Annotated in this window: 6 protein-coding genes, 1 tRNA gene and 3 rRNA genes; 9 read left to right on the forward strand and 1 reads right to left on the reverse strand. The window is 55.2% G+C overall.

From position 1 onward, the window contains the following. The first annotated feature begins 343 nt into the window (after positions 1-343). The 8 genes from ACXIZX_RS00690 to aceK all read left to right on the forward strand — a co-directional run bounded on the left by ACXIZX_RS00690 (position 344) and on the right by aceK (position 11,553). Positions 344-1,883, forward strand: a 16S ribosomal RNA gene (locus ACXIZX_RS00690). Between the two features lie 89 nt (positions 1,884-1,972). After that, positions 1,973-2,047: transfer RNA gene (locus ACXIZX_RS00695), tRNA-Glu, on the forward strand. Positions 2,048-2,261: 214 nt separating this feature from the next. Beyond that, positions 2,262-5,168, forward strand: a 23S ribosomal RNA gene (locus ACXIZX_RS00700). A 104-nt stretch (positions 5,169-5,272) separates the two neighbouring features. Beyond that, a 5S ribosomal RNA gene (gene rrf, locus ACXIZX_RS00705) occupies positions 5,273-5,388 on the forward strand. Together the 16S, 23S and 5S rRNA genes with 1 tRNA gene alongside form the textbook arrangement of a ribosomal RNA operon. Positions 5,389-5,653: 265 nt before the next feature. Next, positions 5,654-6,583: a homoserine O-acetyltransferase MetA gene (gene metA / locus ACXIZX_RS00710; protein WP_008109827.1), complete on the forward strand. Its 930-nt coding sequence runs from the start codon at positions 5,654-5,656 to the stop codon at positions 6,581-6,583. Between the two features lie 263 nt (positions 6,584-6,846). After that, the gene (aceB, locus tag ACXIZX_RS00715) at positions 6,847-8,445 is read left to right on the forward strand and encodes a malate synthase A (RefSeq protein WP_479403437.1); all 1,599 of its coding nucleotides are present in this window, start codon (positions 6,847-6,849) and stop codon (positions 8,443-8,445) included. 16 nt (positions 8,446-8,461) lie between these two features. Beyond that, positions 8,462-9,763, forward strand: a complete 1,302-nt coding sequence (gene aceA, locus ACXIZX_RS00720; RefSeq protein ID WP_179451799.1) for an isocitrate lyase — start codon at positions 8,462-8,464, stop codon at positions 9,761-9,763. A gap of 56 nt (positions 9,764-9,819) precedes the next feature. Beyond that, entirely contained in the window at positions 9,820-11,553 is a 1,734-nt protein-coding gene (aceK, locus tag ACXIZX_RS00725; protein WP_479403438.1) for a bifunctional isocitrate dehydrogenase kinase/phosphatase, read from the forward strand. Here aceK and iclR read toward each other — a convergent pair. Further along, positions 11,550-12,383 carry a glyoxylate bypass operon transcriptional repressor IclR gene (gene iclR, locus ACXIZX_RS00730; RefSeq protein WP_479403439.1) on the reverse strand — a complete coding sequence of 278 codons (834 nt, stop codon included), beginning with the start codon at positions 12,381-12,383 and terminating at the stop codon, positions 11,550-11,552. The genes aceK and iclR overlap by 4 nt on opposite strands. 197 nt (positions 12,384-12,580) lie before the next feature. On the opposite strand from iclR, the gene metH reads away from it, so the two are divergent. Then, positions 12,581-16,264: a methionine synthase gene (gene metH / locus ACXIZX_RS00735; protein WP_479403440.1), complete on the forward strand. Its 3,684-nt coding sequence runs from the start codon at positions 12,581-12,583 to the stop codon at positions 16,262-16,264. Positions 16,265-16,337 lie beyond the last annotated feature (73 nt).

Raw genomic sequence — 16,337 nt, forward strand, 5'->3', positions numbered from 1 at the left:
AACTCCCTATAATGCGCATCCATCAACACGGCACAACGGTTTACGAAATGTGGTGTTGGTGAGGAAGATTCGATAAGAACTTCCGCCGGATGAAAACGCTGAAAAAAGTGTTTGACTCCGAAAGAGGAAAGCGTAATATACGCCACCTCGCGACAGACGGTTCAGCCGCTGTTCGCAACGCTCTTTAACAATTTATCAGACAATCTGTGTGGGCACTCGCAGGATTGATATCAGCGTCTCCGGACGTAAAAAATATCAAAGCCTCACGAGTGAACACATAATGAAATTCATTATGACGTTTTACAGATGAGCACCGCTGAACTTGTTTCAGCAAATCAAACTTAAATTGAAGAGTTTGATCATGGCTCAGATTGAACGCTGGCGGCAGGCCTAACACATGCAAGTCGAACGGTAGCACAGAGAGCTTGCTCTCGGGTGACGAGTGGCGGACGGGTGAGTAATGTCTGGGAAACTGCCCGATGGAGGGGGATAACTACTGGAAACGGTAGCTAATACCGCATAACGTCGCAAGACCAAAGTGGGGGACCTTCGGGCCTCACACCATCGGATGTGCCCAGATGGGATTAGCTAGTAGGTGGGGTAATGGCTCACCTAGGCGACGATCCCTAGCTGGTCTGAGAGGATGACCAGCCACACTGGAACTGAGACACGGTCCAGACTCCTACGGGAGGCAGCAGTGGGGAATATTGCACAATGGGCGCAAGCCTGATGCAGCCATGCCGCGTGTATGAAGAAGGCCTTCGGGTTGTAAAGTACTTTCAGCGGGGAGGAAGGCGGTGGAGTTAATAGCTTCACCGATTGACGTTACCCGCAGAAGAAGCACCGGCTAACTCCGTGCCAGCAGCCGCGGTAATACGGAGGGTGCAAGCGTTAATCGGAATTACTGGGCGTAAAGCGCACGCAGGCGGTCTGTCAAGTCGGATGTGAAATCCCCGGGCTTAACCTGGGAACTGCATTCGAAACTGGCAGGCTAGAGTCTTGTAGAGGGGGGTAGAATTCCAGGTGTAGCGGTGAAATGCGTAGAGATCTGGAGGAATACCGGTGGCGAAGGCGGCCCCCTGGACAAAGACTGACGCTCAGGTGCGAAAGCGTGGGGAGCAAACAGGATTAGATACCCTGGTAGTCCACGCCGTAAACGATGTCGACTTGGAGGTTGTTCCCTTGAGGAGTGGCTTCCGGAGCTAACGCGTTAAGTCGACCGCCTGGGGAGTACGGCCGCAAGGTTAAAACTCAAATGAATTGACGGGGGCCCGCACAAGCGGTGGAGCATGTGGTTTAATTCGATGCAACGCGAAGAACCTTACCTACTCTTGACATCCAGAGAACTTAGCAGAGATGCTTTGGTGCCTTCGGGAACTCTGAGACAGGTGCTGCATGGCTGTCGTCAGCTCGTGTTGTGAAATGTTGGGTTAAGTCCCGCAACGAGCGCAACCCTTATCCTTTGTTGCCAGCGGTTCGGCCGGGAACTCAAAGGAGACTGCCAGTGATAAACTGGAGGAAGGTGGGGATGACGTCAAGTCATCATGGCCCTTACGAGTAGGGCTACACACGTGCTACAATGGCGCATACAAAGAGAAGCGACCTCGCGAGAGCAAGCGGACCTCATAAAGTGCGTCGTAGTCCGGATCGGAGTCTGCAACTCGACTCCGTGAAGTCGGAATCGCTAGTAATCGTAGATCAGAATGCTACGGTGAATACGTTCCCGGGCCTTGTACACACCGCCCGTCACACCATGGGAGTGGGTTGCAAAAGAAGTAGGTAGCTTAACCTTCGGGAGGGCGCTTACCACTTTGTGATTCATGACTGGGGTGAAGTCGTAACAAGGTAACCGTAGGGGAACCTGCGGTTGGATCACCTCCTTACCTGAAGATACCTTCCCGCGCAGTGCTCACACAGATTGTCTGATAAAAAGTAATGAGCAAGACGGCTGCGAAGTCGTGACACTACTCGTGTCCCCTTCGTCTAGCGGTTAGGACTCCGCCCTTTCACGGCGGCAACAGGGGTTCGAATCCCCTAGGGGACGCCACTTGCTTGGTGACAGGTGAAAGGTGTCTCCACGAAGTATCTCAAAACTGACTTAACCGTCATGTTTGAGATATTGCTCTTTAACAATCCGGAACAAGCTGAAAATTGAAACGACGTATCGTACTCATTCTCCGTAATAAGAATGAAGCTGCGATATGTTCGAGTCTCTCAAATGCTTGCAGTCTGCAGCGTTGCAAAACGCCTGTGGGTTGTGAGGTTAAGCGACTAAGCGTACACGGTGGATGCCCTGGCAGTCAGAGGCGATGAAGGACGTGCTAATCTGCGTAAAGCGTCGGTAAGGTGATATGAACCGCTACAGCCGACGATGTCCGAATGGGGAAACCCGGTGCACTCAGTGCATCATCGCAACATGAATACATAGTGTTGCGAGGCGAACCTGGGGAACTGAAACATCTAAGTACCCAGAGGAAAAGAAATCAACCGAGATTCCCCCAGTAGCGGCGAGCGAACGGGGAACAGCCCAGAACCTGAATCAGTTTGTGCGTTAGTGGAAGCGTCTGGAAAGTCGCGCGATACCGGGTGATAGCCCCGTACACGAAAGTGCACATACTGTGAGTTCGAAGAGTAGGGCGGGACACGTGGTATCCTGTCTGAATATGGGGGGACCATCCTCCAAGGCTAAATACTCCTGACTGACCGATAGTGAACCAGTACCGTGAGGGAAAGGCGAAAAGAACCCCGGCGAGGGGAGTGAAACAGAACCTGAAACCGTGTACGTACAAGCAGTGGGAGCCTCATTTATGGGGTGACTGCGTACCTTTTGTATAATGGGTCAGCGACTTATATTCTGTAGCAAGGTTAACCGTATAGGGGAGCCGCAGGGAAACCGAGTCTTAACTGGGCGTTAAGTTGCAGGGTATAGACCCGAAACCCGGTGATCTAGCCATGGGCAGGTTGAAGGTTGGGTAACACTAACTGGAGGACCGAACCGACTAATGTTGAAAAATTAGCGGATGACTTGTGGCTGGGGGTGAAAGGCCAATCAAACCGGGAGATAGCTGGTTCTCCCCGAAAGCTATTTAGGTAGCGCCTCGTGAACTCATCTTCGGGGGTAGAGCACTGTTTCGGCTAGGGGGCCATCCCGGCTTACCAACCCGATGCAAACTGCGAATACCGAAGAATGTTATCACGGGAGACACACGGCGGGTGCTAACGTCCGTCGTGAAGAGGGAAACAACCCAGACCGCCAGCTAAGGTCCCAAAGTCATGGTTAAGTGGGAAACGATGTGGGAAGGCACAGACAGCCAGGATGTTGGCTTAGAAGCAGCCATCATTTAAAGAAAGCGTAATAGCTCACTGGTCGAGTCGGCCTGCGCGGAAGATGTAACGGGGCTAAACCATGCACCGAAGCTGCGGCAGCGACGCTTAGGCGTTGTTGGGTAGGGGAGCGTTCTGTAAGCCGTTGAAGGTGTCCTGTGAGGGGTGCTGGAGGTATCAGAAGTGCGAATGCTGACATAAGTAACGATAAAGCGGGTGAAAAGCCCGCTCGCCGGAAGACCAAGGGTTCCTGTTCAACGTTAATCGGAGCAGGGTGAGTCGACCCCTAAGGCGAGGCTGAAAAGCGTAGTCGATGGGAAGCAGGTTAATATTCCTGCACTTGGTGTTACTGCGAAGGGGGGACGGAGAAGGCTAGGTTATCCGGGCGACGGTTGTCCCGGTTTAAGCGTGTAGGCTGATATCTTTGGTAAATCCGGGATATCTTAAGGCTGAGGCGTGATGACGAGCCACCACGGTGGTGAAGTAACTGATGCCCTGCTTCCAGGAAAAGCCTCTAAGCTCCAGGTAACACGAAATCGTACCCCAAACCGACACAGGTGGTCAGGTAGAGAATACCAAGGCGCTTGAGAGAACTCGGGTGAAGGAACTAGGCAAAATGGTGCCGTAACTTCGGGAGAAGGCACGCTGGCGCGTAGGTAGAGGGACTTGCTCCCCGAGCCGAAGCCAGTCGAAGATACCAGCTGGCTGCAACTGTTTATTAAAAACACAGCACTGTGCAAACACGAAAGTGGACGTATACGGTGTGACGCCTGCCCGGTGCCGGAAGGTTAATTGATGGGGTTATCCGCAAGGAGAAGCTCTTGATCGAAGCCCCGGTAAACGGCGGCCGTAACTATAACGGTCCTAAGGTAGCGAAATTCCTTGTCGGGTAAGTTCCGACCTGCACGAATGGCGTAATGATGGCCAGGCTGTCTCCACCCGAGACTCAGTGAAATTGAAATCGCTGTGAAGATGCAGTGTACCCGCGGCAAGACGGAAAGACCCCGTGAACCTTTACTATAGCTTGACACTGAACATTGAGCCTTGATGTGTAGGATAGGTGGGAGGCTTTGAAGCGTGGACGCCAGTCTGCGTGGAGCCAACCTTGAAATACCACCCTTTAATGTTTGATGTTCTAACGTAGGCCCGTAATCCGGGCTGCGGACAGTGTCTGGTGGGTAGTTTGACTGGGGCGGTCTCCTCCCAAAGAGTAACGGAGGAGCACGAAGGTTGGCTAATCCTGGTCGGACATCAGGAGGTTAGTGCAATGGCATAAGCCAGCTTGACTGCGAGAGTGACGGCTCGAGCAGGTGCGAAAGCAGGTCATAGTGATCCGGTGGTTCTGAATGGAAGGGCCATCGCTCAACGGATAAAAGGTACTCCGGGGATAACAGGCTGATACCGCCCAAGAGTTCATATCGACGGCGGTGTTTGGCACCTCGATGTCGGCTCATCACATCCTGGGGCTGAAGTAGGTCCCAAGGGTACGGCTGTTCGCCGTTTAAAGTGGTACGCGAGCTGGGTTTAGAACGTCGTGAGACAGTTCGGTCCCTATCTGCCGTGGGCGCTGGAGAATTGAGGGGGGTTGCTCCTAGTACGAGAGGACCGGAGTGAACGCACCACTGGTGTTCGGGTTGTCATGCCAATGGCATTGCCCGGTAGCTAAGTGCGGAAAAGATAAGTGCTGAAAGCATCTAAGCACGAAACTTGCCCCGAGATGAGTTCTCCCTGACTCCTTGAGAGTCCTGAAGGGACGTTGAAGACTACGACGTTGATAGGCCGGATGTGTAAGCGCAGCGATGCGTTGAGCTAACCGGTACTAATGACCCGTGAGGCTTAACCTTACAACGCCAGAGGCGTTTTGGTCTGAGAGACCGGATTTTCAGCTTGTTTACGGATTAAAGAATCAGCGGAAGCGAATGACATTCGTTTTTGCACAAAGAATTTGCCTGGCGGCTTTAGCGCGGTGGTCCCACCTGACCCCATGCCGAACTCAGAAGTGAAACGCCGTAGCGCCGATGGTAGTGTGGGGTCTCCCCATGCGAGAGTAGGGAACTGCCAGGCATTAAATAAGTGAAGAAGCCCCGAACGAAAGTTCGGGGCTTTTTTACGTCTGAAATTTAGAAAACTGCTTAAGGTTTAGTACCATCCTGAGGCTAAAATTCGCATATGAAATACTCATCTCCCTAACGATTTTCCCAAATCCCACCTAAAGCTGAAACATTTTCATAAACCGCATGAAGACTCGACATTCTCGACATAACACGCTAATGTCGGGCATCTGGATGTCTAAACGTTTATACGGTTATTAGTAAGAGGTGAGCAGGTTATGCCAATCAGGATTCCCGACGAATTACCGGCAGTGAATTTTTTGCGTGATGAAAACGTCTTTGTTATGACGTCGTCGCGCGCCAGTGTTCAGGAGATCCGTCCGCTAAAAGTGCTGATTCTTAACCTGATGCCAAAGAAGATTGAGACAGAAAACCAGTTCCTGCGCCTGCTCTCAAACTCACCGTTGCAGATTGATGTGCAGCTGCTGCGCATTGATAGCCGCGAGTCGCGCAACACGCCGACAGAGCATTTGAACAACTTCTACTGCAACTTTGAAGACATCCAAAACGATAATTTCGATGGATTGATTGTGACCGGCGCGCCGCTGGGATTGGTCGATTTCAATGATGTCGCGTATTGGCCACAGATCCAGCGCGTGCTGCACTGGGCGAATGAACACGTCACCTCCACGCTGTTTGTCTGTTGGGCGGTTCAGGCGGCACTCAACATTCTGTATGGCATTCCTAAGCAGACGCGGCAGAACAAATTGTCCGGGGTTTATGAACATCAAATCCTGCATCCGCACGCGTTACTTACGCGTGGCTTTGACGACAATTTCCTGGCCCCGCATTCACGCTATGCCGATTTTCCCAGCCAGCTGATCCGTGATTACACCGATCTCGAGCTATTTGCCGAATCGGAATCCACCGGCGCGTATCTGATGGCAAGCAAAGACAAGCGCCTGGCGTTTGTCACCGGCCACCCTGAGTATGACGCTTTGACGCTTTCAGGTGAATATCATCGCGATTACGATGCGGGCCTGCAGCCGGAAGTGCCATTCAACTACTTCCCACAAGACAACCCAGAACTGCCACCGCGCGCCACATGGCGCAGCCACGGCAACCTGCTGTTCTCCAACTGGCTGAACTACTACGTTTATCAGATCACGCCGTTCGATCTGCGTCGGATGAACCCAACGCTCGAATAACTCCACATCTCGTTTGATCCTGCCGCGCTAGCCGAAAGCTAACGCGGCTTTTTTTGCCTTCTATTCAGGGGTGGAAGTTATTGCCTTTAATTCGATAGATTAAATTACATAAATATCAATCTGATAAATAACTATAAACTTAAAAATGGAAATAGTTTTTGAAAATAAAATAAAAATCATTATGCTCTGATCTTGCAGGTTATAAAACACCCTACATCCGGATCCGATCGTTAAACGATGGATCAACCCAGGAGGCAGCCCGCATGACAGACTCGGTTATCAGCAATACGCTAACCTTCAGCCAGCCCTTTACCCACGCGGAAAAGCAGCTGCTTACCCCAGAAGCGATCGACTTTGTACACGCATTGGTAGTGCGTTTCGCACCAGAGCGCGAACGCCTGCTGAAAGCACGCCAGCAACGGCAGAAGCGTTACGATCAAGGTGAGTTACCGGCATTTGATTCGGAAACCACTTCCATTCGTGAAAATGCGTGGCAGGTTCGTCCTATTCCGCAACTGTTACAAGATCGCCGCGTGGAGATCACCGGGCCGCCGGATCGCAAAATGGTGATCAACGCGCTCAACGCCAACGTCAACGTCTTCATGGCTGATTTTGAAGATTCACTGGCGCCAACCTGGCAGAAGCTGGTCGATGGACAATTAACCTTGCGCGATGCGGTTAATGGCACACTGAGCTTCACCAGTGAAACCGGCAAGATCTACCAGCTGCGAGCCAATCCGGCGCTGCTGATGTGCCGGGTGCGCGGTCTGCATCTGAATGAAAAGCATGTGGAGTGGCGCGATCGGGCTATTCCCGGCGGATTGTTCGACTTTGCGCTCTACTTTTTCCATAACGTTGAAGCGCTGCTGGAGAAGGGGCATGCGCCGTGGTTCTACCTGCCGAAAACCGAGCATGCCGCTGAAGTGGCGTGGTGGCGTGAGATCTTCCGCTTCAGTGAAGATCGCTTCGATCTGCCGCGCGGCACCATCAAAGCCACGGTATTGATCGAAACGCTGCCAGCGGTGTTCCAGATGGATGAGATCCTGTGGGAACTGCGCGATCACGTGGTGGGCCTGAACTGTGGCCGCTGGGATTACATCTTCAGCTACATCAAAACGCTGGGCCAGCATCCCGATCGCATCCTGCCGGATCGCCAGCAGATCAGCATGGATCAGCCGTTTCTCGATGCCTATTCACGCCTGCTGATCAGAACCTGTCATCGCCGTGGCGCGCTGGCAATGGGCGGTATGTCGGCGCTGATTCCGAGCAAAGACGCGGAACGCAATATATGGGTTACGCAAAAGGTGCAGGAAGATAAAGCGCGCGAAGCGGGCAACGGTCACGACGGAACCTGGGTGGCGCATCCCGGCCTGGCGGACATCGCGATGGAGGAGTTTGACCGTCGACTGGGCGATCAACCTAATCAACTGCACATCACGCGTGAGCAGGATGCGCCAATCACCGCCGAGCGTCTGCTGGCACCGTGTCGCGGTAAGCGTACCGAAGCCGGCATGCGCGCCAACATCCGCGTAGCACTGCAATATCTGGAAGCCTGGATCAGCGGTAACGGCTGCGTACCGATTGACGGATTGATGGAAGACGCCGCCACCGCTGAAATCGCCCGCACCTCCATTTGGCAATGGATTCATCACAAGCAAATTCTCAGCGATGGCCAACCGGTGACGGTGGCGCTGTTTGAACGGCTACTGGCGGAAGAGCTAGCTGCCTTGCAGCAAACCGTTGGCGCAGAGCGTTTCCAGAATGGACGCTTCGACGATGCCGCCGCGCTGATGGCGCAAATCACCACCGATGACGAACTGGTTTCCTTCCTCACTCTGCCGGGCTACCGCCTGCTGCCTTGAACCTGGAGATATGACGATGAATCGTACGCAACAGATCAAACAACTGGAATCGAGCTGGAATGATGCGCGCTGGCAGGGAATTACTCGTCCGTACAGTGCGGAGGATGTGGTCAACTTGCGCGGTTCGGTCAATCCCGCCTGTACGCTGGCGGAGCGCGGTGCCACTAAACTCTGGTCGCTGCTGAATGGTGAATCAAGCAAAGGCTACATCAACAGCCTTGGCGCACTGACCGGCGGACAAGCGGTGCAGCAGGCGAAAGCCGGTATAGAAGCGATTTACCTCTCCGGCTGGCAGGTGGCGGCGGATGCCAACCTGGCCGGGCAGATGTATCCGGACCAATCGTTGTATCCGGTGAATTCAGTGCCGAATGTGGTAGAGCGGATTAACCAGAGCTTCCAGCGTGCCGATCAGATTCAGTGGGCCAGCGGCTTATCCCCAGAAGACAATGATTTTATTGATTACTTCCTGCCGATTGTCGCCGATGCGGAAGCGGGCTTTGGCGGCGTACTCAATGCGTTCGAGCTGATGAAATCGATGATTCAGGCCGGTGCAGGCGCGGTGCATTTTGAAGATCAGCTGGCGGCGGTGAAGAAGTGCGGTCACATGGGCGGCAAGGTATTAGTCCCGACGCAGGAAGCGATTCAGAAACTGGTGGCGGCACGTCTGGCCGCAGACGTAATGAACGTGCCGACGGTATTACTGGCGCGCACCGATGCGGATGCCGCCGACCTGATCACCTCAGATTGCGACCCGCGCGATGCGGCATTTATCACCGGCGAGCGCACCTCGGAAGGCTTCTTCCGCACGCATGCCGGGATTGAACAGGCGATCAGTCGCGGGCTGGCGTATGCACCTTATGCCGACGTGTTGTGGTGCGAAACCTCGACGCCGGATCTGGAGATGGCACAGCGTTTTGCCGACGCGATCCACGCGCAGTATCCCGGCAAACTGCTGGCCTATAACTGCTCGCCATCGTTCAACTGGAAGAAGAACCTCGACGATCGCACCATCGCGCGTTTCCAGCAGGCGCTGAGCGAAATGGGCTATCGCTTCCAGTTCATCACGCTGGCCGGAATTCACAGCATGTGGTTCAACATGTTCGACCTGGCGCACGCCTATGCGCAGGGCGAAGGCATGCGTCATTACGTGGAAAAAGTGCAGCAGCCAGAGTTTGCGGCGCGCGATAAGGGTTACACCTTCTCGTCGCATCAGCAGGAAGTCGGCACCGGCTATTTTGATCGCGTCACCAATGTCATTCAGGGCGGACAATCCTCAGTGACCGCGTTGACCGGTTCCACCGAAGCCGCGCAATTCTAAAGCCGTCGTAGGGTCGCCATTCATGGCGACCGCTTACCGCTAAAGGAGCGTTGCCGATGACATCGAGAGAATCGCTGATCGCCCACACCATCCTGCAAGGTTTTGACGCGCAGTATGGCCGCTTTCTGGATATCACTGCCGGCGCACAACAGCGCTTCGAGCACGCCGACTGGCACGCGGTGCAGCAGGCCATGAAAGCGCGTATCCATCTTTACGATCACCACGTTGGCCTCGTCACCAACCAGCTGCGCATTCTCAATGACACTTCGGATTGGGACGACGCGTTCTGGCTGCGAGTGAAAAGCCATTACGAAACCTTACTACCCGGCTATCCGCGCCATGAAATCGCCGAAAGCTTCTTCAACTCGGTCTATTGCCGTTTGCAGGGCCACAGCCATCTGTCGCCCGAACGTCTGTTTATCTTGCCGTCACAGCCGTATGCGCCTGCGCCGGTTGCCCAGCGCCCGTTGTCGCGTCTTTATCGCCCGCAACACAATTGGCAGGAAACGCTGCGTCAGGTGCTGAATGACATTCCGCTGCGCTTAACGTGGCAGGATCAAACGCGCGATATCGGCTGGATTGTGCGCCATCTGCACGAGCAGTTTGGTGCCGCTCAACTGGCAACGGCGACGCTGGATGTCGCCAGCGAACTGTTTTACCGCAACAAAACCGCGTGGATCGTGGCGCGCCTGCAGCTAAGCAATGGCATGGTGCCCTGTTTGCTGCCGATTCAGCGCGATGATGCAGGACGATTGTGGATCGATACCTGTCTCACCGATAGCGATGATGCGAGCATCGTGTTTGGCTTCGCCCGCGCCTATTTTATGGTCTACGCGCCGGTGCCCGCCGCGCTGGTGGCGTGGCTGCAACCGATACTGCCGGGCAAAACCGTGGCTGAACGCTACATGGCGATTGGCTGTCAGAAGCACGGCAAAACCGAATGCTATCGCGAATATCTGCACTATCTGGCGCACAGCCAGGAAGATTTTACCGTCGCGCCCGGCATTCGCGGCATGGTGATGATGGTGTTCACGCTGCCGGGTTTTGATCGCGTATTTAAGGTGATCAAAGACCGCTTCGCGCCGCAAAAAGAGGTAACTGATGCGCAGGTGCGCGACTGCTATCGCATGGTTAAAGAGCATGATCGTGTCGGCCGCATGGCGGATACCCAGGAGTTTGAGCACTTTGCGTTACCGCGCGCGCGTATTCCGGCTGAACTGATGGCGGAGTTTGAGCGCGACATCCCGGAAAAAATCGAGCTGCGCGACGACGTGGTGATCATCCGTCATCTGTGGCTGGAACGGCGCATGGAGCCGCTTAATCTGTGGCTGGCTCAGGCCTCGCCGGAACAGCGGCAGCACGCGATTGGCGAATACGGTGATGCGATTCGTCAGCTGGCGGCGGCGAACATTTTCCCCGGCGACATGCTGTACAAAAACTTTGGCATGACGCGTCACGGCCGCGTGGTGTTTTACGATTACGACGAAATCCGCCCGATGACCGAACTGGTGTTCCGCGATGTACCGCCGGCGCGTTATGAGGAAGATGAGCTGCAGGCCGAGCCGTGGTACAGCGTAGGGCCGGATGATGTATTCCCGGAAACCTTCCGCTATGCGCTGTGCAGCGAACCGTCGACCGGCAAGCTGCTACAGGCGCTGCATCCGCAGCTGTTTGATCCCAGCTGGTGGCGCGCGCTGCAAACGCGCATCCGCGAAGGGCATATTGAAGAGGTGATTGCGTGGCGCGCCAGCCAGCGTTTCAGCGCGCGCTATGCTTCGGTGGCCGCTTAGCGGCCAGAGTAGGTTTGGGTCACCTGTTTGGCGGCGCGGATCACCAGCGCACCGAGCTCGGTGATGCGGTCGTCGGTCATGCGCGCAATCGGGCCGGAGATCGAGATGGCGGCGAAGGGTTCGCCATGTTCGTCATAAATCGGCGCCGCGACGCAGCGCAGACCCAGCGCGTGCTCTTCATCATCATGCGAAAAGCCCATCTTACGAATCAGCGCCAGATTCTCCTTCAGGCTGTGCGGCGACATCAGTGTCTTCGGCGTGTAGTGATGCAATCCTTTTTGATGCAGCAGCGCGGTAACTTGCTCATCGCTAAGATGCGCCAGAAACGCTTTACCGGCGCCGGATGCATGCATCGGCAGCTTGCCGCCAATCGGCGCGGACATGCGCATCAGTTGCGTACACTGCACCTGATCGATAATCACCGCCTGATAATCACTGAGATCCAGCACCGCCAGATTCACCGTCTCACCGGCATCTTCCATCAGCTTGCGCAGCAGCGGATGCACAATCGCCAGCAGATTACGGCTCTGCAGGAAGCTGCTGCCCACCACAAAGGCGTGAGAACCAATGGTCCATAAACCCAAGTCGCCCACCTGATGCACAAAACCTTGCTGCTGCATGGTGGAGAGCAGGCGATGGGTGGTGGAGTTGGGTAAACCGGCCTGTTGCGCCAGTTCGGTCAGCGCCACGCTGCCGTGGGATTCGGCAATCAGCTCTAGCAGGCGCAGGCCGCGCGTCAGAGATTGTACTTGCCCGCCGACAGGCGCGCTGGTGGGTGTCGTTGTAGCACGGGGTTTCTTGCCGCGTTTAACGGGCACAGGGGTTGCCATAACGTCTCCAATTCGCATCAATGCTGGAAACCATTTTCGTTTTTAACTGCATTAATGCAAACGCTGACTTTCTGGTCAGACCTGTGATGGGTAAAAGCTGAAAATGTCTCATCTGAGCTGACTTTTGATCACCTGCAAGTTGTGCCAGTATGTCTGGCTGGCATATTAGCCAACGCAATGACGTGGACGGGGCGAGAGTGAGCAACAAAACAGAAATGCTGCAGCAGCAGCTGGCACAACGCATTATGATTCTGGACGGTGGCATGGGCACCATGATCCAGAGTTATAAACTGAGTGAGCAGGATTTCCGTGGCAGCCGCTTTGCCGACTGGCCATCTGATTTGAAGGGCAACAACGATCTGTTGGTGCTGACCAAACCGGACGTCATCCGCGAAATCCACGATGCCTATCTCGCCGCTGGCGCGGATATTCTGGAAACCAACACCTTCAACTCCACCACCATTGCGATGGCCGATTACGCGATGGAAGCGCAGTCGGCGGAGATCAACTTCGAAGCCGCTAAACTGGCGCGCGCCAGCGCCGATGAATGGACGGCGAAAACGCCGCATCGTCCGCGCTACGTGGCGGGCGTATTGGGCCCCACCAACCGCACCTGTTCGATCTCGCCGGACGTTAACGATCCCGCTTATCGAAACGTAACCTTCAATCAGCTGGTGGAAGCTTACCGTGAATCCACGCATGCGCTGATTGCTGGTGGTTCCGACCTGATCATGATCGAAACGGTGTTCGATACCCTGAACGCCAAAGCGGCGATCTACGCGGTGCAGGCCGAGATGGAAGCGATGGGCGTGAAGCTGCCGCTGATGATCTCCGGCACTATCACTGATGCTTCCGGTCGTACGCTCTCCGGCCAAACCACTGAAGGCTTCTATAACTCGCTGCGTCACGCCGAACCGCTGTCGTTCGGCCTCAACTGTGCGCTGGGCCCGGATGAACTGCGCCAGTATGTGGCGGAGCTGTCGCGTATTGCTGAAGGCTACGTCACCGCGCACCCGAACGCCGGCTTGCCCAACGCCTTTGGTGAATACGATCTCGATGCGGCGATTATGGCCGAGCAAATTGGCGAATGGGCGCGCGCCGGTTTCCTCAATATTATCGGCGGCTGCTGCGGCACCACGCCGGAACACATCGCGGCGATGGCGGCCGCAGTAGACGGCGTTGCACCGCGCCAGCTGCCTGAGATTCCGGTTGCCTGCCGCTTAGCTGGTCTTGAACCGCTGAATATTCAGGCTGATTCGCTGTTCGTCAACGTCGGCGAACGCACCAACGTTACCGGCTCGGCCAAGTTCAAACGCCTGATTAAAGAAGAGAAATACAACGAAGCGCTGGATGTGGCGCGTCAGCAGGTTGAGAGCGGTGCGCAAATCATCGATATCAACATGGATGAAGGGATGCTGGATGCGGAAGCGGCGATGGTGCGCTTCCTCAATCTGATCGCTGGCGAACCCGATATCGCACGCGTGCCGATTATGATCGACTCCTCGAAATGGGAAGTGATCGAGAAAGGGCTGCAGTGCATTCAGGGCAAAGGCATTGTGAACTCCATCTCGATGAAAGAGGGCGTTGAACCGTTCATCGAGCACGCGCGTAAAGTGCGTCGCTACGGCGCAGCGATGGTGGTGATGGCGTTTGATGAAGTGGGCCAGGCGGATACGCGCGCGCGCAAAATCGAGATCTGTCGTCGCGCCTACAAGATCCTGACCGAAGAGGTCGGTTTCCCGCCTGAAGACATCATCTTCGATCCGAATATTTTTGCCGTGGCGACCGGCATCGAAGAACACAATAACTACGCGATGGATTTCATCGGCGCTTGTGAAGACATTAAACGCGAACTGCCGCACGCGATGATCTCCGGCGGCGTCTCCAACGTGTCGTTCTCGTTCCGTGGCAACGAACCGGTGCGCGAAGCCATTCACGCGGTGTTCCTCTATTACGCCATCCGCAACGGCATGGATATGGGCATCGTCAACGCCGGTCAGCTGGCGATTTATGACGATCTGCCTGCCGAGCTGCGCGATGCGGTGGAAGATGTGGTGTTGAACCGACGTGACGACGGCACCGAGCGCTTGCTGGAGCTGGCGGAGAAGTATCGCGGCAGCAAAAGCGATGGCGAGCAGGAGAAACAGCAAGCCGAATGGCGCAGCTGGGACGTGGTAAAGCGTCTGGAATATTCGCTGGTCAAAGGCATCACCGAATTCATCGAGCTGGATACTGAAGAGGCGCGTCAGGGCTATGAACGTCCGATTCAGGTAATCGAAGGGCCGCTGATGTCCGGCATGAACGTGGTCGGCGATCTGTTCGGTGAGGGCAAAATGTTCCTGCCGCAGGTAGTGAAATCGGCACGCGTAATGAAGCAAGCGGTGGCGTATCTCGAACCCTATATCGAGGCGAGTAAAGAAGCCGGACGCAGCAACGGCAAGATCGTGCTGGCGACGGTAAAAGGCGACGTGCATGACATCGGCAAAAACATCGTCGGCGTGGTGCTGCAGTGTAACAACTACGAAATTATCGACCTCGGCGTCATGGTGCCGAGCGACAAAATCCTTAAAACCGCGATCGCCGAGAACGCCGATATTATCGGGCTTTCCGGCCTGATCACGCCGTCGCTGGATGAAATGGTCAACGTAGCGAAAGAGATGGAGCGTCAGGGCTTCACCATTCCGCTGCTGATTGGCGGCGCGACCACCTCGAAAGCACATACCGCCGTGAAGATCGAACAGAACTACAGCGGCCCAACTGTCTACGTACAGAACGCCTCGCGCACCGTCGGCGTGGTGTCATCGCTGCTGTCGGATACGTTGAAAGAGGATTTCGTGGCGCGCACGCGCAAAGAGTACGACACGGTGCGCATTCAGCATGGGCGTAAAAAGCCGCGCACCCCGCCGGTGAGCCTGCAAACCGCGCGCGATAATGATTACGCCATCGACTGGGAAAGTTACACGCCGCCGGTGGCGCACCGACTTGGCGTGAGCCCGGTTGAAGCCAGCATTGAAACGCTGCGCAATTACATCGACTGGACGCCGTTCTTTATGACCTGGTCATTGGCCGGCAAATATCCGCGCATTCTGGAGGATGAAGTGGTGGGCGAAGAGGCTAAGCGCCTGTTTGCCGATGCCAACGCCATGCTCGATATGCTGAGTGAGGCTGGCACGCTCAATCCACGCGGCGTGGTGGGGATTTTCCCGGCTAACCGTGTCGGCGATGACATTGAAATCTACAGCAATGAGAACCGCAATCAGGTGCTGTGCGTCAGTCATCACTTGCGTCAGCAGACCGAAAAAACCGACTTCGCCAACTACTGTTTAGCCGACTTCGTGGCACCAAAATCCAGCGGCAAAGCCGATTATCTCGGTGCGTTTGCGGTTACCGCCGGGATTGAGGAAGATGCGCTGGCCGAGGCGTACGACAAGCAGCACGATGATTACAACAAAATCATGGTGAAAGCGGTGTCGGATCGTCTGGCCGAAGCCTTTGCCGAGTATCTGCACGAGCGTGTGCGTAAGGTGATTTGGGGCTTTGCCGCCCATGAAAACCTCAGCAACGAAGAGTTGATTCGCGAGAATTATCAGGGCATTCGTCCTGCGCCGGGTTATCCGGCTTGTCCGGAACACACTGAGAAAGCACCGATCTGGCAGTTACTGGATGTGGAAAAGCACACCGGCATGAAGCTCACCGAATCTTTCGCCATGTGGCCAGGTGCAGCGGTTTCCGGCTGGTACTTCAGCCATCCCGACAGCAAGTACTTCGCCGTGGCGCAGATTCAGCGTGATCAGGTAGAAGATTACGCGGCGCGTAAAGGCATGAGCGTCACCGAAGTCGAACGCTGGTTGGCGCCGAACCTGGGTTACGACGCGGATTAACACATGCTGGTGGCGGTCGCCATAAATGGCGACCCTACAAAACCTGCTCCGTAGGGTCGCCATTTATGGCGAC

The organism is Candidatus Pantoea symbiotica, from assembly GCF_056491525.1.

Coding starts and splice junctions, on each gene's coding strand:
- aceK (WP_479403438.1), top strand. CDS start 9,820: ATGACATCGAGAGAATCGCTGATCGCCCACACCATCCTGCAAGGTTTT.
- metA (WP_008109827.1), top strand. CDS start 5,654: ATGCCAATCAGGATTCCCGACGAATTACCGGCAGTGAATTTTTTGCGT.
- iclR (WP_479403439.1), bottom strand. CDS start 12,383: ATGGCAACCCCTGTGCCCGTTAAACGCGGCAAGAAACCCCGTGCTACA.
- aceA (WP_179451799.1), top strand. CDS start 8,462: ATGAATCGTACGCAACAGATCAAACAACTGGAATCGAGCTGGAATGAT.
- aceB (WP_479403437.1), top strand. CDS start 6,847: ATGACAGACTCGGTTATCAGCAATACGCTAACCTTCAGCCAGCCCTTT.